This is a genomic window from Larkinella humicola, assembly GCF_008727875.1.
In the GTDB taxonomy this organism is placed as follows: Bacteria; Bacteroidota; Bacteroidia; order Cytophagales; family Spirosomataceae; genus Larkinella; species Larkinella humicola.
On the sequence record NZ_VTWS01000001.1, the window covers coordinates 1,543,218 to 1,564,557 of the forward strand.

At 51.4% G+C, this 21,340-nt stretch carries 19 protein-coding genes; 13 read left to right on the forward strand and 6 right to left on the reverse strand.

Annotated elements, in window-relative coordinates; genetic code table 11:
- The first annotated feature begins 346 nt into the window (after positions 1–346).
- The 5 genes from F0P93_RS06615 to F0P93_RS31465 all read left to right on the forward strand — a co-directional run bounded on the left by F0P93_RS06615 (position 347) and on the right by F0P93_RS31465 (position 4,502).
- Positions 347–2,110: a histidine kinase dimerization/phosphoacceptor domain -containing protein gene (locus F0P93_RS06615; RefSeq protein ID WP_150875546.1), complete on the forward strand. Its 1,764-nt coding sequence runs from the start codon at positions 347–349 to the stop codon at positions 2,108–2,110.
- A gap of 30 nt (positions 2,111–2,140) precedes the next feature.
- Positions 2,141–2,878 (forward strand): response regulator, encoded by a 738-nt coding sequence (locus F0P93_RS06620; protein WP_150875547.1) that lies wholly within the window; start codon positions 2,141–2,143, stop codon positions 2,876–2,878.
- Between the two features lie 63 nt (positions 2,879–2,941).
- Complete coding sequence (locus F0P93_RS06625; RefSeq protein WP_150875548.1) at positions 2,942–3,724, forward strand: RHS repeat domain-containing protein; 783 nt, start codon at positions 2,942–2,944, stop codon at positions 3,722–3,724.
- Positions 3,725–3,799: 75 nt separating this feature from the next.
- Positions 3,800–4,246 carry a hypothetical protein gene (locus F0P93_RS06630; RefSeq protein ID WP_150875549.1) on the forward strand — a complete coding sequence of 149 codons (447 nt, stop codon included), beginning with the start codon at positions 3,800–3,802 and terminating at the stop codon, positions 4,244–4,246.
- Positions 4,247–4,331: 85 nt separating this feature from the next.
- Positions 4,332–4,502 carry a hypothetical protein gene (locus F0P93_RS31465; protein ID WP_171062792.1) on the forward strand — a complete coding sequence of 57 codons (171 nt, stop codon included), beginning with the start codon at positions 4,332–4,334 and terminating at the stop codon, positions 4,500–4,502.
- A 45-nt stretch (positions 4,503–4,547) separates the two neighbouring features.
- Here F0P93_RS31465 and F0P93_RS06635 read toward each other — a convergent pair whose 3' ends face one another.
- Positions 4,548–5,255, reverse strand: coding sequence for a DUF4369 domain-containing protein (locus tag F0P93_RS06635; RefSeq protein WP_150875550.1), 708 nt, complete (start codon positions 5,253–5,255; stop codon positions 4,548–4,550).
- Between the two features lie 162 nt (positions 5,256–5,417).
- Here F0P93_RS06635 and F0P93_RS06640 point away from each other — a divergent pair, with 162 nt between their 5' ends.
- Positions 5,418–5,924: a GNAT family N-acetyltransferase gene (locus F0P93_RS06640; RefSeq protein ID WP_150875551.1), complete on the forward strand. Its 507-nt coding sequence runs from the start codon at positions 5,418–5,420 to the stop codon at positions 5,922–5,924.
- A 30-nt stretch (positions 5,925–5,954) separates the two neighbouring features.
- On the opposite strand, the gene F0P93_RS06645 is transcribed toward F0P93_RS06640, so the two are convergent.
- The 3 genes from F0P93_RS06645 to F0P93_RS06655 form a co-directional block, all read right to left on the reverse strand.
- Complete coding sequence (locus tag F0P93_RS06645; protein WP_150875552.1) at positions 5,955–7,556, reverse strand: cryptochrome/deoxyribodipyrimidine photo-lyase family protein; 1,602 nt, start codon at positions 7,554–7,556, stop codon at positions 5,955–5,957.
- Between the two features lie 364 nt (positions 7,557–7,920).
- Positions 7,921–9,018, reverse strand: coding sequence for a fatty acid desaturase family protein (locus tag F0P93_RS06650; RefSeq protein ID WP_138990849.1), 1,098 nt, complete (start codon positions 9,016–9,018; stop codon positions 7,921–7,923).
- 369 nt (positions 9,019–9,387) lie between these two features.
- The gene (locus tag F0P93_RS06655; RefSeq protein WP_150875553.1) at positions 9,388–10,746 is read right to left on the reverse strand and encodes a GH1 family beta-glucosidase; all 1,359 of its coding nucleotides are present in this window, start codon (positions 10,744–10,746) and stop codon (positions 9,388–9,390) included.
- A 191-nt stretch (positions 10,747–10,937) separates the two neighbouring features.
- Here F0P93_RS06655 and F0P93_RS06660 point away from each other — a divergent pair, with 191 nt between their 5' ends.
- From F0P93_RS06660 to F0P93_RS31960, 7 genes are all read left to right on the forward strand, one after another.
- The gene (locus F0P93_RS06660) at positions 10,938–12,104 is read left to right on the forward strand and encodes a glycosyltransferase family protein (RefSeq protein ID WP_150875554.1); all 1,167 of its coding nucleotides are present in this window, start codon (positions 10,938–10,940) and stop codon (positions 12,102–12,104) included.
- 35 nt (positions 12,105–12,139) lie between these two features.
- Positions 12,140–13,750, forward strand: coding sequence for a calcineurin-like phosphoesterase C-terminal domain-containing protein (locus tag F0P93_RS06665; protein ID WP_150875555.1), 1,611 nt, complete (start codon positions 12,140–12,142; stop codon positions 13,748–13,750).
- A gap of 110 nt (positions 13,751–13,860) precedes the next feature.
- Positions 13,861–14,079 carry a hypothetical protein gene (locus F0P93_RS06670; RefSeq protein ID WP_150875556.1) on the forward strand — a complete coding sequence of 73 codons (219 nt, stop codon included), beginning with the start codon at positions 13,861–13,863 and terminating at the stop codon, positions 14,077–14,079.
- A 133-nt stretch (positions 14,080–14,212) separates the two neighbouring features.
- Positions 14,213–14,707, forward strand: coding sequence for a hypothetical protein (locus F0P93_RS06675; protein WP_150875557.1), 495 nt, complete (start codon positions 14,213–14,215; stop codon positions 14,705–14,707).
- Between the two features lie 128 nt (positions 14,708–14,835).
- Entirely contained in the window at positions 14,836–16,281 is a 1,446-nt protein-coding gene (locus F0P93_RS06680) for a PhoX family protein (RefSeq protein WP_225309385.1), read from the forward strand.
- Positions 16,282–16,355: 74 nt separating this feature from the next.
- Complete coding sequence (locus F0P93_RS06685) at positions 16,356–18,185, forward strand: cytochrome-c peroxidase (RefSeq protein ID WP_225309386.1); 1,830 nt, start codon at positions 16,356–16,358, stop codon at positions 18,183–18,185.
- 54 nt (positions 18,186–18,239) lie between these two features.
- Positions 18,240–19,028, forward strand: coding sequence for a DUF1801 domain-containing protein (locus F0P93_RS31960; protein ID WP_150875559.1), 789 nt, complete (start codon positions 18,240–18,242; stop codon positions 19,026–19,028).
- 10 nt (positions 19,029–19,038) lie between these two features.
- Here F0P93_RS31960 and F0P93_RS06695 read toward each other — a convergent pair whose 3' ends face one another.
- Positions 19,039–19,488, reverse strand: coding sequence for a hypothetical protein (locus F0P93_RS06695; RefSeq protein ID WP_191908743.1), 450 nt, complete (start codon positions 19,486–19,488; stop codon positions 19,039–19,041).
- Positions 19,489–19,979: 491 nt separating this feature from the next.
- The gene (locus F0P93_RS06700; RefSeq protein ID WP_150875561.1) at positions 19,980–21,230 is read right to left on the reverse strand and encodes an MFS transporter; all 1,251 of its coding nucleotides are present in this window, start codon (positions 21,228–21,230) and stop codon (positions 19,980–19,982) included.
- Positions 21,231–21,340: the final 110 nt, after the last annotated feature.

Consider the following 21,340-nt stretch of genomic DNA (forward strand, 5'->3'; position numbering starts at 1 on the left):
TGATTACGCTCCATAACATTACTAGTTTTAGTCGCTTAAAGCAACTTTAAACAAAGCATTTTTTGCAAAAAAACCGCATCAGTATTATATAACTAAATAATACTAAGAGTAATTTTACCGAAAACATTTCACTATCAAACATATTTAATATTGAATGTATCATCAATAATTTCTTTACCAATACCCAATTTTTTCTTCCCAATTCTGTCATTTTTCTCCCGAAACAAACCGCACTTCTCCCGAAATGAGTAATTTCATCAAAATCTGATCTTCTGATTGCAATAGTTTCCACATTGATTAACTTGAAGTATCCTTTACACACCGCACAGTATCCGATTTCTTCTCAATGTTTCGCTTTACGTCGTGTTTTCTACTATTGGTTGGCTGGCTGTGCATAGTGAGCGAAAGTCAGGCACAAGAACACCCCGGCCTCCGCGTCAATCCGGCCCGAATCCAGCACGTCCGGCAACTAGAAGCAAAAGCTCTGCGTGAAAAAGATTCGCTACTTCTGGCCGAAAGCTGGTATTTATTTGGTGAGCAATATCAAGAAGTGGGTAATTATCAGTCAGCTCATCCTTATTTTCTGAAAGCCTTAAAGATTCTGGAACCCCGGGGCGATTCGTATGAATTGGTAAAACTGTATGTCCGGCTGAGTGAAACCGAACAGCGTCAGTCGCATTTTCAAGAGTCGTTGCATTATGCTCTGACGGCCCGGCAGGTAGCCCAACGGATTGGATCGATAAAAGGGTTGGCTATTGCTTACCGTATGTTGGGTCATATCCGGCAGTTCATCTGGAATGGTCAGGGTACGAAGGCCGAATACGACAGTATATTTTTTTGCTATAAAGAGTCGGAACGACTCAGTACGCTGATTCAGGATACCCTAAAAATTGCTGAAGCAAATGCCTTCATCGGCGCATTATTACTAAGAGACAAGGCGAAGCAATCGATACCTTATCTGACCAAAGCGTTGAATCTATTTACATTAAAAAATGATATCGAATGGCAGGTTCGAATATTGATTCATCTTTCAACCGTTTATCAACGGCTTGGCAATCTCAGATTAGCCTGGGAATATATTTCTGAAGCAGATCATTTATACGCTTCCCGCCGGCTCAATGAACACGGAATACGAGCCATGATTGCCGGTTGTTTCTTGACTTATTACGAGCAAACCCATCAATGGGAAAAAGCGCTGGACCAGCACAGAAAATTGACAGATCTGGAAGGCAAACGGCTATGGGCCGACCGCGAAGGTGCTCTATCCCGGCTTAGTATCGAATACGAAACCGCTAAAAAAGAAGCCCTCCTTAAAGCCCAGAAACAGGAAATCGATTTACGAAACAAGGCGCTTGAGAATCAACAGCGTTTCATTGTGGCAACTACCCTGTTTTCTATTTTAGCCGTGATCGCCAGCATCTTTTTTTATAAATTATACCGGAAAAACCAACGCATCAATTACCGAAACGAAGAATTGTTAAAAGAACAGAACCACCGGGTTAAAAATAACTTACAGGTAATATCGAGTCTGCTTAACCTGCAATCCAAGCGCCTGTCGGATAAAAACGCCAAAAAGGCGGTGGAAGAAAGCCGGTTGCGGATCGAATCGATGGCACTCCTGCACCGGAAGCTCTACGACGGCGACAAGCTGGCTCAAGTCGATCTGGATGAATTTGTCCGCGAACTGGTGCAGGGCGTGTTAAGATCCTACGGGTACGATCAGATTCTACCGGAATTTGAGATTGATGCCGGTTACCTGACCGCCGATAAGGCCGTTCCCCTGGGACTGGTCATTAATGAACTCACCACGAATGCCTGTAAATATGCTTTCCCATATACGGTTTTGCCTCGGTTTACCATCCGCTGCCACCGCCACAAAAACAAAATTGAACTAACCGTAGAAGATAATGGCCCCGGAATCGAAAATGCGGAGGTAAGCCGCCTGGTGCTGGTTCAGGATGATAGGCTCCCGAATACCCGAAAAGCTTCGTTCGGAATGTCCCTGATTCAATCCCAGGTCGTTCAGTTGAATGGAACGTCCCGGTTTGTCTCCGGCAGCGAAAATCAATCTTCGGGAACCGTATTTACGATGATGTTTACGGTTTCTTGAGTATACTTGTCCGGTATTCTCTCTTATCCTATGCCTACCTCATTAAAAATTCTGATCGTTGAAGATGAAACCATAACCGCAATGGATCTCAGCGAAACCCTTGAGGAAGCGGGTCACAAAGTCACGGCCATTGCCCGAGATTCTCAACAGGCTTTAGCTGCCGTTAAGCGAAATCCGCCCGATTTAGCCCTCATCGACATTGTACTGGAAGGTTCAACAGCCGATGGGATTGCGACTGCGAAAGAATTGCTGGTTCATCATCAGATGCCCATTCTCTACCTGACAGCGAATTCGGACCCCCAGACGTTTCAAGAGGCCAAAGCGACCCTCCCGGCAGCCTATGTGCTTAAACCTTACCGGGCTAACGAATTAGTATTGCAGGTAGAACTGGCTTACCATTTTTTCCAGTCGACTCTGACTGATCCCACGGATTCCTCCAGATCACTGTTCTTGCCGGTAAAAAATGGTCATGAGAAAATTGCCCTTGACGACGTTCTATACTTAATTGCTGATAGAGCCTATACCAATGTATATTTAATTGGGAAAGATATCCCCTATTGCATTAGTACAAATTTGAGTCATTTGTCTCAATATTTTCCGGCTTCTAATTTCTACCGCGTATCACAGTCAATATTGATTAACCTTCATCACCTCAAAAGGGTTGAACAGAATCATCTCTATATGACTACTCATACGATGCCCATTCAAATTCCGGTAGCTAATCGGAAAAAGCTTATGCAAAAACTCAAAGTGGTCAAAACGAAGTAAGCGAACTATGAAATAACCCGTACAATTCCCATTTTTACAAAACCGATTCCACTCATTCAACGTATGAAAGCCAGAACTACTTTGCTCGTTTGTGTCGCGGTTGCTTTCCTGCTCGGGTGTGGTGGTGACAAAAAAGATCCGCCGGATCCGCAGAATCAGACCTGCCTTGTCAATGAGGTCCCCGACTTCTATTTTGACTCCGGACCGGTGTCCATTACCTACGACGCCAACAAACGCGTTGCCGCCATCAGGCAGTCGTCGTTCAACGTGTTTTCGTTTACCTACAACGCCACAGGCCGCGTAACCCGGTTTCTGGCCGGCATCTCCCAATTCGAGAACCTTGGAGCGGAAGAGCATACGGTGACCTACGACGCCAGTGGCCGTATTGCGACCATCAACGCCATCGACAATGCCCGGACGGTAACGGCAACGCCGACGTATGATGCGCAAAACCGCATTACCAAAATTTCGGTGGTGGACCCCAGCGGGCAGCGGACCTACTTCAAACGCATGGAATACGATGCCGCCGGGAATGTGACCAAGGTGTTTTACGCGAAAAACCAGGAGACCGAAAGACTCTACGCGGAATACCGGTACGACGACAAAAAATCGCCTTTTCTCAACCAGCCCGCTTTCCAACTCATTCCGCTGGTGTCTTCGCTGGTCGACAAAAGCCACTACCTCAGTGTGAACAATCCGGTCCAGTACAAGGATTTTGGCTATGGCTACACCGCAACGTACCAGTACAGCAATGACTTGCCCACCGAAACGTCTCTCCTGTTGCAGCAAACCGGAAATCCATCGATTGTCAATAAACAAAAAGTATATAAATACGACTGCCAGTAGAAATACCGTCAAATTTTAGCCGTTTTTCAACGAAAGCAGTTAGTAAGGGGAATGATCCCTTAACGAACTGACCCCATGAAAATTACTGGTTTCTTCCTGGCTCTGCTGTTGCTGGCAGGCTGCAAAAACGAGAATTCGCCCAAATTACTGAAAGAAGTGGAAGTGCGGAAAGACGGGGCTAATGGCCTGATTGTCTCCGTTGCGCTGGTGGACGAAGCGGGCAAACCGACCACTGCCGAAGGCCTGTTACTGATTGAAATTCAGGGCATTTCCGCTCAGGACTCCGTTTTTACCGTGACCGAAGTGGATACGGCCTTGACCGAAGCCAGCTTCCGACCGATTTCGTTTGGGGAGGGATCACTGAAAAAAAAGATCCTGGGTTTCGAAACGAACCCGATTCCGTACAAAACCTCGGATCAGGAAGCTTCCTATCAAAAATCCAACAAAAAAGGGTTGATGCAGGTGTCGTTCAAACCGGAAGGTGGCCCGGTGCTTCACCAAACCGTTACGTATGAACTTTAAAGGCTTCTAAGGAAATTCTAAGGAGATATTCAGTTGCGTTTAAGATTCGGCGGGCAGTTTTGAATCGTGAAACAACCCCTACGTCATGATGTCTCAACTGTTTTTTCAACGCCCTCTTCAAACCCGATCCACCCGCTTTGCCAATTACTACAACCAATACGGGAAACCGGCCCGGAAAAAGCCCCGGCCCGAACGACCCGACTGGCTGGTGGTGCTGACGTTCGTAGCCATTGCGCTGACAATTCTGTTTAGCTGACAATGCGGGATTGTGCCTTCCGGGTTGATTCTCCTGGTATCGGACTTACGGAACCCGCTTTCCTTTTACGGCTGCCTGTTCCAATATTTCCCGGCCAAAACCGGAGTTTTGCCAGGTGGACGACAGTGTGCGATACATTTCGAGGTAATCTTCCCGGGTTAGATAATTCCCCAACGTACAAAGCGTTGGCAGTGCCGCCCCCACGGCGGTGCTGTGGTAGCGTCTGACGTACGACTTCAACAGCCCGATTCGGCTGTCGGTCATTTCGTCCATAATTTTCTTCAGTATTCCCGCACGGGCCGTATCTTTTTGGGCAACCAGTGCTTCCTGAACCTGTTTGATCCGAAAACGCTGGTAACCGATCTGCTGATCTTCGCGCCACCATTCTTTCCAGAGCCGGTCGATGTCCGAACCGTTGACCGTCACGCTGTCATAAACCGGTTTCGTCCCCTCCACCTCGATGGTTCGGTTGTCGAGCAGAATGTCCGCCAGCTTCAAACTTACACTCCCTTTCCCCGCATACAGATACGTATGAGCGGCCTCTGCCATGCTTCCATCGAACACAAACCGCTCCTGCCGAACCACCGCCGAATCGATGATCTGCCGTTTTCCGCCGTCGATCAGGTACATTTTCGTCTGGTCGGGCAATCCCCGAATGTGGCCGACGACGCGGTAGCCCGGACGTTGCTGGGCGGAACAAAGCGTGCCTAAAAAGAGCAGGCAGAGGGCGGAAAGACGTTGGATGGTTTGCATGAGGTCGAAAGCTAGCTTTGATACCGGCCTAGACGAATCTGAACGGTTTTCATTACAGCGAATCCGGTTTTTACGGTAGCCAAAAAATTGTTTACTTGGTGCTGGCTTCCTTAAAACACGCAAAAATCAGCCCATCTTTCACCGTTGAACGCTTTCAGTTCCATGATGTATACCTTTCGAAACGACCAACCTGAGATCTTTTTGAGTATTGTCCGCGAGGTGGGTCAGTGGCTCGTGGAAACTGGCCAGACCTTGTGGGAAATCGATACGCTCACGGCTGATAACCTGTTCGACGACTACACCCGGGATCACAGTTATGTGATGTCTGTCGACGCTGGTGATGGGCTGGTAGTTCCGGCGGCCACGTTCACCCTGCAATGGAAAGATCCGCTATATTTTGGCGAGGTGCCTGACCATACCGCCGGTTTTATTCATAAACTCGCCATTCGCAGGCAATTTGGGGGGCAAAATCTGTTCGGGCCTATTCTGGATTTCTGCCGGGCAGAATGTCTCCGGCGTGGCATCCACGAGATTCGACTGGAGACCGACGCCACCCGGCCCCCGCTCATGCGGTTTTATGAGCGTAACGGTTTTCAACCGACCTATCAGAAAGCCATTGAAGAATTTGGACAGACTTTTTTGTGCCAGTATTACGTCCTGCGGTTTTAGGATGAAAGCGCTGGCACTGCGGTTTTCAACTCACGAAGGCTGCGTATTTGCTTTCATGGGAATTGCGTGCCGCGTTAGAATCCGCTCGATTTCAGCCTGACCGGTTTCGGTTTCACGCGGTTTATACAGCAGCAACCGCGCCCGGCGACCCGTCTCTTCGGTATCGATAATCGGAGCCGGGTAATCGATCCCAACCTGAAAATGGCACATAATCTGTTCCAGGGGCGGCATCTGCCACGGTTCGTGGAGGTAGGCAAGCGGACAATTGACCAGCTCAGGCACCCACTGGCGGATGAAGACGCCTTCCGGATCGTGGTCCTGCGACTGCTTGACGGGATTGTAGATCCGGACGGTATTGGTTCCGGTCATGCCGGTTTGCATCTGCACCTGCGCGTAGTGAATACCCGGTTCAAAATCAGTGAAGAGCCGGGCCAGGTGCCAGGCTCCCTCCTGCCAGTGCTGGAACAGATGATGACTCAGAAACGACATCAACATGGCCCGCATCCGGAAATTGATGTAGCCCGTCGCTTTCAGGCAACGCATGCAGGCATCCACCAGCGGATAGCCCGTTTGGCCGTCGCGCCAGGCCCGGTACTGCGCCGGGTTCTCATTTTTTTGCAACCCGTCGAAAGCCCGGTTGATGTTTTGAAACTCCATCCGGTCTTCGGATTCAAATTTCTGAATGAAATGGCAGTGCCAGCGCAATCGCGAGGCAAAAGCATCGAATTGCCGGCGAAACGACATGCCATCGATGCTCTTTTTGGCCGTTAACTGCGCCTGAAAAACCTGCCGGATGCTCAGACAGCCCCAGGCCAGGTAGGGCGACAGTCGACTGCATCCCCGACGGCTGGCCAGCGGTTTGGAGATCGACCGGGCATAGAGCGAGATTCGCTTTGCCAGAAAACTGTTCAGATAGCGGTAGGCATTCCGTTCTCCACCCGGCTGAAACAGCGGGTGGGGTTCCTGCCACGCCGGGGGAAGGTCGGGACCGCGCTGGGCCCGATACCACTCGTCGGGCAAATCAGCCGGTTTCCAGCGGCTGAGGTCAGGATGTTGCTGGGGCGACCGCATGGTTTGTTGCCAGTCGTCCGCCCAGGTTTCCCGATTTTTGAGCCCCCGGATCACGCCATTGGACGGAAATTCCCGCCAGGAAATACCGGCCTGACGACAGAACCGGGCCACGGCTTTATCGCGGTCGTAGGTCACTTTCAGCCCCGTTTCTTCATAAGAGAAAAGGGTGTCGATAGCGAAAATCTGATGAAGGGCGTTGAATACCTCCGGCACGCTCCGGTGAAAAATCCAGATGTGGGGTGGGCCTTCCGGTTCCAGTGACTTAACCGATTCGGACTCATCGTCGAACACAAAGGGAAGCCACTCGTGATTGAATTTAGGAGCCACCGGCCCGGTTTTTTCCAGTTCCGAAAGCTGCTGGTTCAGATCGGCCAGCGACTCGGTCACAAACCGCCAGTGGCGCAGATCATAATTCGGATCGGCAATGACTTCGGGTTCGAAAACGTATACCAGCAGCAGCGGCCGGTTGCTCACGTTGAGGGCAGCCTGCAAAGGCGCATGATCGCGCAGGCGTAAATCACGCTTAAACCAGAGAATGTTGACAGCCGGGCGATCGGTCATGAGCCAAAGTCGGGCTAAAAAAGCCTGAAAAACAGTGGACAATACAAGATCGTGTTGAATCCAAATGTTTGCGTTCTGGAGCAATTTTCAAATACAAACGCCCTGAATCCGGAAAAACCGCCTGGTGATCAGGCATGTGTAAGACCTGCTTTAGAACGTTGAGTTTCCTGGCCGCCTAGCGAGTGGCCTTTTCGCTTAGAAGTTGTTCGGAATTGCAAAGAATAATAAATGTAAAATGATGAATGCTAAATGTAAAAGTGCTGGATTGAGAGCTGCTTTTACATTTGGCATTCATCATTTTACATTTATTATTCCCTTCATTTTTGCCCTATTTTAAATCCTAAACAGGTGCTTATATGAGTTATCAAGCCGCTTCGGCCAGTTCCTGCCGTCCCTGTCGTTTCAGGATGCGGTAGTGGGAATGCAGCGCGGAGAAAAACGTGGGATTTTCCAGGTAGGGCAACTCAAATTCTTCGGCGGTTTTTTTCACAATTTCCGTGATGGCCGGGTAGTGAATATGGCAGACTTTGGGAAACAGATGGTGTTCGATCTGGCGGTTTAGGCCACCGCAGAAGAAAGCGGCCGTCTTGCTCCGGGGGGCAAAATTAGCGGTCGTGCGCAACTGATGAACCGCCCAGGCTTCCTGAATGCTCATGCCGTTGACCGGAACCGGAAATGACGTTCCCTCGACCAAATGCGCCATCTGAAAAACGATGGCGATCAAGGCCCCCTCCACCAGATGCATGACGACAAACCCCAGCGCAACCTGCCACCAGGCCAGATCCAGAACCAGGTAAGGAAGCACCAGAAAGCAGAAATAGTAGGCCGCTTTGGTAGCAAACAAGGTGATGTATTCATGCCGGGGATGGCGCGGATTGGCGTGCTGTCCGATTTTTTTCTGGAAAAATTTCACAAAATCTTTCCGAAAAACCCAGGAAAGCGACGTCAGCGAATACAGCGGCAGGGCATACAGATGCTGGTAGCGTTGCCACGGCCGGTAGCGTTCGCCGTCTTCCAGCCGAATCAGACCCGGTGCCACGTCGATATCTTCGTCGTGTCCAAAAATATTGGTGTAGGTATGATGAACAATGTTATGGGAAATTTTCCAGACGTACGGATTGGCCCCGATGAAGTAAAAACTACTGCTTAGTATTTTATTGAGCCAGTTTCGGGACGAAAACGCACCGTGCATCGCGTCGTGCGATACATTGAAGCCAATAAATGCGGCAAAAATGCCCAACAAAACGGCCAGCCCCAGCATGGTCCAGGCGCTGAACAGGTTGGAAATGATCAGGCCATACAGGAGTCCATAACCGCCTAAGAAAAAGATGGTTTTAAACCACATGGCGAAGTTGGCATTGGGCGAAATACCGTTTTCCTTAAAATAGGCATCAACTCGGCGACGAGCGGTGGCAAAGAACTGCGACCGACCGGTATTGGTAAATTTTACGGGTGTTTGCATCAATTCAAATCAGTTGACAAGCCGACCGGGTTCCTCAAATTTTCTGCGAGCCAGACAAAGGCCGGTTCTTGGAAGTACGACCGCACCAGACTGCCTGACATCTGGCAGGCGGGATGGATCGGGAGTAACTAGGGGCTTCTATACTAACAAACAAATTGGATTAATGATTGAAGATTTATTGAAGGGCGTAATCCCTGACCTGTTAAATTGTAAATTTTACGACGTGGAAAATTACTACCCAAATTTCTATTTTCCACTACGATCCGAATTTATTTACACAAACGGCTATCGCATCGGGTCACAAGCTGCACTAAAACAACAACTTGTTGCCTGAAACAAAAACCGCCAACACATGGCAGGCGTTGACGTTTATCGGGTCAAAAAATCCCGAAACCAGTGTCCCGATTGTTTCACAATTCGCTGCTGGGTGGGATAGTCGACGTAGACCAGTCCGAAGCGGGGGCGGTAACCTTCGGCCCATTCAAAATTGTCCATCAGCGACCACGCAAAATAACCGCCAACCTTGAAGCCCTCCTGTTTGGCGCGCAACACTTCCCGAAGGTAGGCCTGGTAGAACGCCAAACGCTGCGGATCGTTGACCACGCCGTTCTCCAACCGATCCGGAAATGCCGCCCCGTTCTCGGTGATGATGATTTCGTTGACTTTTTCGTAGGCCGAAAACTGCCGGATCACCTGATAAATTCCCTTCGGATACACCTCCCACGCCATGTCGGTGGTCTCCGTCACCTGCCGCCGGTGGGGTTTCACCTCCCGCGCCCAAAAATACGGCGTCAACCAGTCGTGGCGCACCACCAGCCGGAAGTAGTTTTGCAGGCCGATAAAATCGAAATCGAAAGTGGCCCGTTGCAGGTCGCCGAGGTTGGCATATTTGGTCATGATCTGTTTGAGCAAGGGCGCTTCCCGAACCGGATAGCCCAGCCCCAGACTCGGTTCGATGAACAGCCGGTTGCCCAGCGCGTCGATCCGGGCGGCTGCCCGAACATCCCGCACCTGCTGCGTGTGGGGTTCGACCGGGGCGCAGAAAAGCGTGGTGCCAATTCGGGCGTGGGGCACGTTCCGGCGGATGATCCGCCCGCCCTCGCCCTGACAGATCACGGCGTGGTGAACCGCCGGCAGAAAATTCCATAGCCCCCGCCGACCCGGCGCGTGAATACCGGCAAAATAACCGCCCGCCGTAAACACCAGCGGCTCGTTCAGCACCATCCAGTTTTTGACCTTATGGCCGAAGGCTTTGGTGCAGCAATCGACAAATTCGGAAAACCAGCGAATGACCGCGCGGTTGGTCCAGCCGCCTTTGGCTTCGAGTGCGTGGGGCAAATCCCAGTGGTAGAGCGTAACCCAGGGTTCAATGCCCATCGCCAGACAGGTGTCGATCAGGCGGTTGTAAAAAGCCAGCCCCCGTTCGTTGACGCGGCCCGTTCCGTCGGGCATGATCCGCGACCACGACAGGGAGAAGCGGAAAGCCTTGAAACCCAGACTTTTTAACAAAGCCAGATCGGTTTCGTAGCGGTGGTAAAACTCGCAGGCCACGTCGCCGTGGTCCCGCAACCGCCCCCAGCGTTTGTCGTGCGTGAACGTGTCCCAGATGGAAGGCCCGCGTCCGTCGGTCTGGTGAGCGCCTTCGATCTGATAGGCGGCTGTGGCCGCTCCCCAGACAAAGTCGGCCCCGAAATCCTGACGGGAAAAGGATGGTGATGAAGGATGCAACCGATGTAAAAGACTAAGTTGAACGCGGAAAGGTAAGGGGTTTCGGGCGGCATCGACCCCTCCGGCCTGTTAAGAAAGTGTTAAGAAAACCGTAAAAAACCGCCGGATACGCACGCATTGATAACCGGACCGTAAAATTCATGTAACCCTGTCAATGTAGCTTCGCTTCCGAAAACCGTACAATTACTTTCATGCGATTATTGTTTCTGGTACAGGGCGAAGGTCGCGGCCACCTGACGCAGGCTCTTTCGTTTGCTCAGTTGGTCGAAACCGCTGGTCATGAGGTAGTTGGTGCGCTGGTGGGTGTTACCCAAAACCGCCCGACCCCTTCCTTTTTCAGCGAGCAATTCCCGGCTCCGATCACACCCCTGCCAAGTCCGGGACTGGTCTACCACACCCGGACCAATGCCCTGCAACCTTCCAGAACGGCGCTAAAAGCGGTTTTAAACGCCCGAACCTACCGGCGCAGTATGCGTCAGATTCGGGATGCGATTGAAACCCTGAAACCGGATTTGGTCATTAATTTTTATGAACTGCTGGGCGGACTGACCTACGGTTTTTACCGTCCGACGGTTCCGATGCTTTGCGTGGCCCACCAGTATCTGGCTTTTCATCCCCGTTTTCCATTTCCGAAAGGTCAGCTTCTGGACCGGCTGCTGTTCAAACTCACCTCCCGGCTCACGGCCTGGGGTGCCCGGGAATTGCTGGCGTTATCTTTCGATCAGCAGCCCGACATACCCGGTAGCCGGGTGCGCGTGGTTCCACCCCTGCTGCGTCGGGAAGCCACCGAACGCAATCCGACATCCGGCGATTTTTTGCTGGCCTACACCACCCATCCCGGTTTGGTGTCCCAACTGGTGAAGGCCCATCAGCAACACCCGGATCTGCCCATGCGTTGTTATCATGCGGGAACACAGGCGGCAGAAGAGCGGATCGACGCAACCCTCACCTACCACGCCATCCACAGCCAACGGTTTCTGGAAGCCATGCAGGACTGCCGAGCCGTGGTGACTACGGCCGGTTTTGAGGCCGTTTGCGAAGCCTTTTACCTGGGAAAACCCGTCCTGATGATTCCCCAACCCAACCATTTCGAACAGGCCTGCAATGCGCTGGATGGTCAGCGGGCCGGGGTTGGCGTTGCTTCCAATTCCTTCGACCTAAGCCGTTTGCTTGCTTTTATACCCCACTACGATGCCGACGCCAGCCAACAGTTCCGGGCCTGGTATGGCCGTGGGTACTATTTATTTCTGGCGGCTTTAAACCGGGCGGTCAACCCGGAAAGCTCCAACCGAAAGCCCAGACAGCGGTCGAAGACCCTGTCTGCGGCTGGGAATGGCAGCATTTTCACCACAAAATGATTACATTGAATCACTAAATCACTCTACCTTCACACATGATATTTTCCATTCTATCACTTCGCGGGCTGCTGTCCGGCACCTTGCTCACGCTTTCGGTGCTGGCTCAGGCCCAACATACTGCCCAGGGTTTTGTTTTTGAAGACCGCAACCAGAACGGCAAAAAAGACCGCACCGAAGCAGGGCTGGCGCAGGTTCCGGTTTCCAATGGCCGCGAGGTGGTGCTAACGGATGCCAAGGGTCAGTACCAACTGCCGGTCGGGCTGGATCATATTCTTTTTGTGATCAAGCCGACAGGCTACAAACTGCCCGTCAACGCGCAGAATTTACCCCAGTTCTTTTACCGGCACAAACCGAACGGATCCCCGCAACTGAAATTTCCGGGCGTTGCGCCCACCGGCCCGTTGCCCAAATCCGTCGATTTCGCGCTCACCAAACAGGACGAACCGGATCAATACCAGATTCTGGTTTTCGGCGATCCACAAGCGTATACTCCCGAGCAGATTGCCCATTTCGACCGGGGGGTGGTTTCCGAACTGCAGGGAAAAACCGGCAATTTCCGCTTTGGCATCAGCCTGGGCGATCTGGTGGGCGACAATCCGGCCTTGTTCGGTGCCTACAATACCGTCATTCGCAAACTCGATCTGCCGTGGTTTCAGGTCATGGGCAATCACGATATGAACTACGATGTCAAATCGGATAGTCTGTCGGACGAAAGTTTCGAAGCCATGTACGGCCCCAATACCTACGCATTGACGCAGGGGAAAGTCCATTTCATCGTTCTGGATGACATTCTCTATCCCGATCCGCGCGATCAGAATGGCTACCAGGGCGGTTTGCGCCCCGATCAACTGGCATTTGTCGAAAACGACTTGAAACACGTACCGAAAGATCATCTGGTGGTTTTGTGCCATCACATTCCGCTGTCCAGCGAGGGCGCTGGAGAAACGTTTCGGAAAGCCGACCGCCAGCGTTTGTTCAATGCGCTCAAAGACTTCCCGCATACGTTGTCGCTCTCGGCTCATACGCACATTCAGCAGCACTTCTTTTACGGCAAGGAGGCCGGGCTGGACCGGGTCAATCCGCACCACGAATACAACGTTGGCACGACTTCCGGCGACTGGTATTCCGGCGAAAACAACGCGCAGGGCGTACCGGTTTCAACCATGCGCGACGGAACACCCAAGGGTTATATGTTTCTGACTTTCAACGGCAATCAGTATTCGTTCGACTACCGGATTGCGGGACAGCCCGAAACCTACAAGATTGGTTTGTATGCACCGAAAGCGATTGCTAAGGGTCAGGTGGGCCGTAATGATCTGTATGCCAACTTCTTCCAGGGCAGCAAGCACGATTCGCTGGAATACCGAATCGGACAGGGTGCCTGGAAACCGATGATCCGCGTGGAGGAAGCCGATCCCGGATTGCTCGGCGTTCGGTACCGGTATGATTCTGCCGAACAGCCATTGGGCGGAACGAAACCTTCTGCGCCCATTCTGTCGACGCATTTGTGGAAGGCTAAACTGGGCGGTGATCTGCCCGCTGGCGAACACACCATTGAAGTGCGTGCCAGAGATGCCTACGGCCGGACGTTTACTGCCAACACGGTTTTTAAGGTGGTTGCAGTCACGGCGGTTTCTGAAAAATAGACTTGAAACCTTAACAGAAACTTAACATTGGGCTTTTGTTTCCGGCTATTTTTTTGTATTTGTTTGTAGATTTTTTTATTCCCAGGAATACCATCAAACCAACACGTTGTATGAAGGCCCAAAAGAAGGCACTGGCTTCCGATATTTCAACTTCTGTCGAATCAAAACTGGCCGAAATTGGTGAACAATCGAAGAAGGTCAAAAAGATGATTCAGCAATCGGCGAAGAAGCTGGCCGCCAAACTGATCAAAGTGACAAAAAAAGAAGAGAAAAAGAAGCTCAAGGCCAAGAAAACGAAAAAAGCAAAACCCGCAGCAGCCATTCAGTAATTAAAAAACAGTCCGGAAGCAACTTCTTCCGGACTGTTTTTTTAGCTAAAAACTTCGCAAACCGGTCACATTTCCTTTACGCTGGGATCATCTTCGAGTTGCATCTTTACGCAACCATTCCGAAACCCGCTGCGTGACTCAATCTCTGCGTGAACTGCTGCTCCGACGACTCAACCAGGCATTCTGGCTGTTCCTGCTCATGAGTCTGGCCGGATGGGGAGCCTGGCGTTTCTCCCGGTTGGCCACTCCGGCGAATGAACCCATGCCAACCAACCGAATCGATCAGGAGTTTCAACAGCTTCATCTCCAATCCATTACCTCCCTCGACTCTTCAGTAAACCAGCTCCGGCTGGCGGTAATGAGCGGGGAATCGGAAACCGTATTGCTGGCGCTGACCGAACAACTCCGGCAACAGGCCCAGGAAGTTGCCCTCCTGTCGTCGTCCCGCGAAACCGTGTTAGCCCCCCACTCGTCGGTGATCCAGCCCCTGCTGCTGGATCAATGCCAGCAATTCCGGCAGCTACTGCACCGAAAAGCATCGGTTCGTTTGCTTTCTCAACACCTGGCCGAATTTCAGTCGCAGGTCCGGCATCTTCAATACCGGGTTGCGGGGAATGATCACCCCTAGAAGCGGTTGTCTTTGTGTTAATTCGACAGATCTTCATTTCTTCCAGTCATCATCTTTCCTTAAAACTGAGGTAAAATGCGATTGGCTTCTTTGCAGGATCAATTTTACGTCACAATAGCTTCTTATCCATGAGAATTTCTCCCCTTCTGTTCGCAACCGGTTTGGTTGTGACAAGCTGTACCCTGCAAGACCATCAAACCCCCGACACGTCGGCGGTTCAACTGAAAACCCGGTCCGTTAACCCTTCGCTGGTCAAAACACTTCCCGGTTTTGAAAGTCTTTCGGTTTTCCCGCTCATCAGCAGCGATGACAAACTGGACGAATCACCCAACTTTGTTTTCGGTGCCCAGCCCGACGGAGCCGGTTTATTGAAAAACCCCAACGGCGAAGGTTTCATCCTGATCAACAATCACGAAATCCACCAGTCGGTTTCGCGGGTGTATCTCGACAAAACCTTCAAACCGGTCAAAGGCGAATACATCGTCGATTATGAAGGGGGTCAGTGGCGGTTGTGTTCGGCCACGATGACCACGCCGGAAGAACACGGTTTCGGCCCGCTGTTTCTGACCGCCGGTGAAAGCGGAGCCGAGTCGATGGTCCATGCCATTGACCCGCTGGGTTCGCCCGACAAAAAGAATAAAAACCGGGTGTTGCCCGCGTTGGGAAAAGCCAGTATGGAAAATGCCGTACCACTGCCGAAAGACGCTTTTCCCGGAAAAACCGTCATCATCATTGGCGAAGACGATTCAAACGGCCAGGTACTGGCTTATGTGTCCAATTCGGTGGGTGATTTGCAAAACGGCAAGCTCTATTTTCTGCGCCGACTGAACCAGAATCCGGTTGAAACGGACATGGTTCCGGGTACCGTTTATGACATTGAATTTGTGGAGGTTGATAACGTGGCGGCCTCGACCGGGGCGCAGATTGCGGCCCAATCAGTGGAGAAAAAAGCCGTTCAGTTTGCCCGGGTTGAAGACGTCGACTACCGCAAAGGGGGCGGTGGTGAGCGTGGACGGGAGTTTTATTTTACAGCAACGGGGGTCAGCCAGGCCGACAAGAAAACGCCGATAACGGACAAAACCATGTGGGGCCGGGTCTACAAAGTAAACCTGAACGAAAATGATCCGCTGAAAGGCACCCTTCAGGTCATTGCCGACGGAAGCGTCGATCCGGGCAACAACATCGTGAACCCGGATAACCTGTGCGTTACGGAGAACTACGTGTACATTCAGGAAGATGGCGATTCGTATTACGCCGACAACAAGCACGACGGGCGGGTGTGGCAATACTCGATGGCCACGAAGGAACTGAAAGCGGTTCTGGAAATGAACCATCGCCGGTCGGACCCAACATTCAACAGCAAATTCAACCCCGCGAACAACCAGCAGCTTAGCTCCTGGGAATACGGAGCGATGTATGACGTTTCGAAGTTAACCGGTGTTCCCAACACCTTCCTGCTCAACCTGCACCCGCACACCTGGCAAAGCGACAGCTACGCCAATCCGGACGGTAGTGGACTGAGTACGAACAAAGAAGGCGGTCAGGTCGTGATTCTGCAAGGTTTACAGAAATAAGGATTCATTCATCAACAACCCGCCTGCCATTCGACAGGCGGGTTGTTGTTTTTTCAATTTCTCCTTTTCCGGGTATGAAAAAAACAGTCGGTTTATTTGCCGGAGCGGTTATGGTCAGTCTTCTTGTATTCGGCTGGATTGAAAAATCATCGCGGCCCGTCCAGTTGCCCACAGACCAGGTTCGCCAGCACTTTACGCAGGATCTGGATACCCTGGAACGGCTTATCGCGGGTCGGCTGCTGCCGCTGGCGGAATCGTCGGCTCCGGTCGATAGCCTCCGTCAGACCTTCATCCATTGCCGACAACGGTTTAAAAAGCTGGAGAATTTTACGGAATATTACCTGCCCGGAACCAGCCGTTTGATCAACGGAACCCCTCTGGATGAAGTGGAGGTGGAAGAAACCAAAGCCTTCGAACCGGCCGGTTTTCAGGTGATTGAAGAATTGCTCTTTGCGGAAGATACCATCACCGAAAAGCCGGAGCTGGTTCGGCAAATTCGGAATCTGCGGAATCAACTGGCCCGCATCCGAACGGTCTGGACCGCCACAGAACTCACTGACGCCCACGTTTTCGATGCGTTACGGCTGCAGGTTTTTCGGATCATGACGCTGGGCATTGCCGGTTTCGACACACCCCTCTGCCGAACCGCCATGCCTGAAGCGGCATCATCACTGGTTAGTTTGCGGTCGTACCTGGCGTTTTATCCCGCCACCGACTCCTCCGATGTACTGAAAAACCGCCTTCAGGCAGCAGCCACGTACCTGAACACGCATCCCGATTTTGATGCCTTCGATCGGGCGCATTTCATCCTGACCTTTGCCAACCCGATTTCCCGGGAACTGCTCGCTTATCAGAAAAAAATTGGTATTCAACCGTTTACGGAAATTCGCGCCTTGCGGGCCGATGCCGCCACCTTGTTTGAACCGGGAGCGTTCAACGCCGATTTCTGGGCGCCCAACGCCGACATGCGCACCAACCATGCCAAGGTGCTGCTGGGCGAAAAACTGTTTTCTGACCCGATCTTGTCAGCCACCAACACCCGCTCCTGCGCCAGTTGTCACCAGCCCGACAAAGCCTTTACCGACGGTTTACCAAAAAACACAACGCTGGCCGGCTCGGGTCTGGTGCTGCGAAATACGCCGACGATTATCAATGCGGCTTTGCAGAACAGCCAGTTTTACGACATGCGTTCCCAAACCCTTGAAAACCAGTCGCTCGACGTGGTTCATAATGTAACCGAAATGCACGGTTCGCTCGACTCTGCCGCCCGAAAATTGCAGGTTAGTTCCGATTACGTGAAGCGGTTTCGGCAGGCATTTCATCAATCCGATGGCCGAATCAGCCCGGTGCAGATTCAAAACGCACTGTCGGCCTACGAACGCTCGCTGGTACGGCTGAATGCCCGCTTTGACCGCTACATGCGGGGCGAAAAGGCCGCAATGAGTCTGGAAGAAATCAACGGATTCAATCTGTTTATGGGCAAAGCCCAATGCGGCATCTGCCATTTCATGCCGCTTTTCAACGGAACGATTCCACCCGGTTTCACAAAAACCGAATCCGAAGTGATCGGTGTGCCGATTCACCCCAAATCCCGGCAGATTGATCCCGATTTAGGCCGTTATACCCTGACCAAATTGCCTTCGCTCAAGTACGCCTTCAAAACCCCGACCGTTCGCAACACTACGGCCACGATGCCGTATATGCACAATGGGGCGTTCCGGAACCTGGACGAAGTAATTGATTTTTATGACGGCGGAGGTGGTCACGGACTCGGCATTGAACTCGAAAACCAAACCCTGCCTACCGACCGGATTAACCTGAGTAAACCCGAAAAAAACGCGTTGCTGGCTTTCCTGAAAACCCTGACGGATTTACCCACTTCCCTGAAACACGAAGGGCTTTAGAGCGCGTTGTATCTTTCACGAATTAGCCTAAATTTGGTGCAGTGAACACTGCGTATGAACAAGCCTACCACGATCGATCGCTACATCGCCGACTTTCCCGCCGAAACGCGGGAACTCCTCGAGCAGATTCGGGAAACCATCCGGAAAGCCGCACCCGAGGCCGAAGAGACCATCAACTATGGCATGCCGACGTTTACGCTGAAGGGTAATCTGGTTCATTTTGCGGGCTACAAAAACCACATTGGCTTTTATCCGTCTCCATCCGGCATTGAAGCCTTTCAGGAACGCCTGGCAGTGTATAAGGGAGCCAAAGGTTCGGTTCAGTTTCCGATCGACCAACCCCTGCCGCTGGATCTGATTGCTGATATTGTGAAATTCAGAGTGTCCGAAAACCGGCAGCTCGCCGAAGCAAAACCGAAAAAGAAACCAGCCCCCCGAACGCCGAAGCTTTCCGATTCGGAACAGGTAATGGAGCATATTCAAAAACTCGACCCGAAACTGGGCCCACTTGTCGAGTCCATCCGGCAGCTCTTTTTGAGCACCGACCCCGACATTGGCGAACGGATCAAGTGGAACCACCCGAGTTTTTACTACACGGGCGACATGAAGCCGTTCGATCCGAAGGAATACAAACGGGAACTGGCGGTTTTTAATCTTCACAAAGGAAAGATCATGCTGGTTTTTCCCAGCGGAGCCAAAATTACAGACCCCTCCGGATTACTCGAAGGCACGTATAAAGACGGCCGACGGATCGTTTTTTTTACGACACAGGAAGATATTGACGCAAAAGCAGCTGCATTGCAGGCCGCGATCAAAGAATGGCTGAGGCTGGTGGAAAAATGACCAAAGGGTTCTACTTCAACGCAAACCGATAGACCCGGTCGTAGGGATTGTTCGGGTCCAAAACCGTTTTTTCGACGAATCGAAACCCATCCGAATCCACTAATTGCAGCAAGGCTTCTTCTGTGAATAACGGTCGACGGCATCCGGGGTGCTTCTGGCCTTTTCGACGGGCGATCAACTCCCCAATAAATAGATAACCGTCTTTCTTCAAATTACCCCGAATGCTGGTCAGCATTTCATTGGAACGGGTAAACTCATGGAGGCTGTTTTCAACGATGATTTTGTCGAAGAACCGGCTGGGCAACCCGGTTTCCTGCTCACTCCCCCGAACCGGAATAAAAAACGCCGAACAGGTTTGCCCCCTGATTTGGTACAACTGCCGGATGGTTAACGAAAGCGTTTCGGGCTGAAGGCAAACCGGGTCAATGTTCTGAAGATGAATGGTTAGACTATCGGCCATCATCGAATAAATGATTTCCCGAACGCCTGAACCCGCCCCAACACTGGCAATGGTTTCCGTCTTTTGAAAGTTTTAAATTCCGCGATAGCTTTTCAACATCCAGTTGATCGTTTCCCTTTTCGCATAATGCTTGTCCAAACATTCGTTACCCTCAAACTGAGCTTGAGAGAAAGTGCTAATCAGGAGACATATGGAAACGAGATAGAATTGCTTTTTTAAATCCATGAGTGCGGCTTCATCATTATTTTCCTTTCCCAATTAGGAAATCCCTTCAATGCCCACAACCGGGCCTGCATGTGGAAAAATTTCACATAGCGTTCCTCCGGAGTGTCTTTCAACCCATCGGCTAGCTGTTTTTCATAGGGATCGTTCAGATCATCGTAAAAGACAATTCGCTACTTTTCCATACCTCAAACAACGTTAATTTCCACTAAAACACAAAAAGGACACCGCTGGAGCGGCATCCTTTTGAAAATTTTAACACGGGAAGCTTACAACGGGCCCGTTACCAGTTCATCCTCAGCCGGTACGGTTTTCTTCCGGTCGTTGAACATCAGAACGAACAACACCAGCACCACCGCAGCAATGCCCGCCGGAACCAGCCAGACGGAGGTCCAGTCTACTTTGCCATTGACCGTATATTGGTCGGCTACGATTCCTGCCAGTTTGGAACCAATGCCCATTCCGATTCCGTAGGTCGCCAGCGTAATCAGGCCCTGCGCTGAGGACTTGATGCGCTCTCCGGCTTTGTTGTCGGTGTATATCTGGCCGGTTACAAAGAAGAAATCGTAGCAGACACCGTGCAAAACGAATGCAATGTAGAACATCCACTCGCCCGAACCAGCGTCGCCGTACCCAAACAATAGAAATCTAATAATCCAGGCCACCAAACCGACCACCAACATGTATTTAACGCCCAGCCGAGTGAACGCCAGGGGAATCAGAAGCATGAAAAAAAACTCGGAAGCCTGCCCCAGCGACATGATATTCTCAACATTAAAACTTTTCGGATCGGCACCCGGGAAGGCAGCCTTGTAGGCATCGGTCACCGACGGATTGGCCATCGCGTAGTAAAACGACAGTGGAATACAGATCAGAACCGACGACAGAAAGAAAATGGCAAAAGACCGGTCTTTCAGCATTTTGAAAGCATCGACGCCCAGAATCTGGCCAATAGACGCGCTAGCAGTAGCTTTGGGGGGCGTATGCGGCAGTGTGAAGGAAAACAAGCCAAAAAACAGCGCAGTGTACATAGCGATCTGGAAAATGGCTACCTGATCGCCTATTCCCAGGAATCCCACAATATTCGTAACGACGATCCAGGCCACGGTTCCCAACACCCGAATGCCCGGAAATTCCTTTTCCGGATTTTTCATGTGCTGCATGGCAATGGAGGTGGTCAGCGACATGGCCGGGGCAAACGTGATACAATAGGCTAGAATCTGCCAGAAAAACGAATCCGGATCTTTCTCCTGAATCAGAAAAAACAGAATGGCCGCACCGGCCAGATTTAAAACGCCCAACACTTTCTGGGCGGCAAAATACCGGTCGGCAATAAGGCCGACAAAAAACGGCGCCACCAGCATCGCCAGCGAAAAAGCCAGATACGCATTGCCGACCTGATCGCCGGTTGCGTTCAATTGGGTGAAAAGATACTTGCTCATCTGTCCGTACCAGGCTCCCCATACCGAAAACAGGAGAAACATCATTACAGAGAGTTGAATGCGGGTTTTGAGATTCATTGGGTTACGTCAGGATTTGATGAATGCGTTCAAATTGGGCTACTCTTGCGGGTTTGAAGTTAATTGAAATGCATTTAGCGTCAAATGTTGGTTGCATAAGTTTCAATCCA